Origin of the sequence: Streptomyces diacarni (assembly GCF_003323715.1) — a bacterium.
Lineage (GTDB): Bacteria > Actinomycetota > Actinomycetes > Streptomycetales > Streptomycetaceae > Streptomyces > Streptomyces diacarni.
This window is the reverse complement of sequence record NZ_QOIN01000012.1, coordinates 1-957: the sequence shown is the minus strand read 5'-3', so window position 1 is coordinate 957 and position 957 is coordinate 1. Positions and strand designations below refer to the sequence as shown.

General features: G+C 69.5%; 1 protein-coding gene. It reads right to left on the bottom strand.

The features are described 5' to 3' along the window. Nucleotides 1-941 (bottom strand): IS5 family transposase gene (locus DTL70_RS00065; protein ID WP_425470291.1). Its coding sequence is split into 2 segments (ribosomal slippage): nucleotides 1-569 and nucleotides 569-941, totalling 942 coding nucleotides; the frame shifts between segments, so codons are not numbered across the junction. Between the last annotated feature and the right edge of the window lie 16 nt (nucleotides 942-957).

Genomic DNA, 957 nt, shown 5'->3' with positions numbered 1-957 from the left:
CTAGGCCGTTTCTGATGGCTCTTGGACGGTGTCGCGGAGCCAGATGTTGATCGCTGTGACGGCGAGTGTGCCGTTGAAGATGTAGTCGCGCTTGTCGTAGCGGCTGGCCACCGCCCGGTACTGCTTCCACTTGTTGACGCACCGCTCGACGGCACTGCGACGGCGGTACTGCGACTTGTCGAAGGCCGGTGGGCGACCCCCGTCCCGTCCCTGCCGCCGACGGTTGGCCCGCTGGTCATCAGGCTGGGCGATGGTCGCTTTGATGCCCCGTCGCCGCAGATAGGCGCGGTTGTCGCGGCTGGAGTAAGCCTTGTCCCCGCGTACCCGGTCCGGGCGGCTGCGCGGACGACCCCGGCCACGACGCCGGATCCGTAACTCCTCCAGGACCGGAACGAACATCGGGCTGTCGCCCCGCTGGCCCGGAGAGGTACGCCAGACCAGCGGGCGGGCCCGGTCATCCGCCAGGAGGTGGACCTTGCTCGTCAGCCCGCCCCGCGAGCGCCCCAACGCCTCCCGCCCATCGGCTTCCACACGCGCACCGCCCCCTTTTGCGGGAAGTCCCGCGGTGGCCGGTGCCGCGCGCCTGCCGCGTGCTGATGCGCACGGCAGGTGGTGGAATCGACGTTGACCGCCCACTCCCTCTCCAGGCCCCGCTCCCGCGTGCCGTCGGGATCGACGGCATCGGCCTCGATCTGCAGCGTGGCCAGGATCCGCTGCCATGTCCCGTCCGCCGACCAGCGACGGTGCCGCTCATAGACCGTCTGCCAGGGGCCATACCGCTCGGGCAGGTCAGGCCAGGGCACACCCGTGCGGGCCCGGAACAGCACTCCGTTGATCACCCTCCGGTGATCGGCCCACTGCCCACCTGGCCTGCCATTGACCGGCAATAACGGCTCGATCTTCAGCCACTGCGCATCACTCAGCTCATGCCGTCGCACCATGCAGGACACCTGCCCA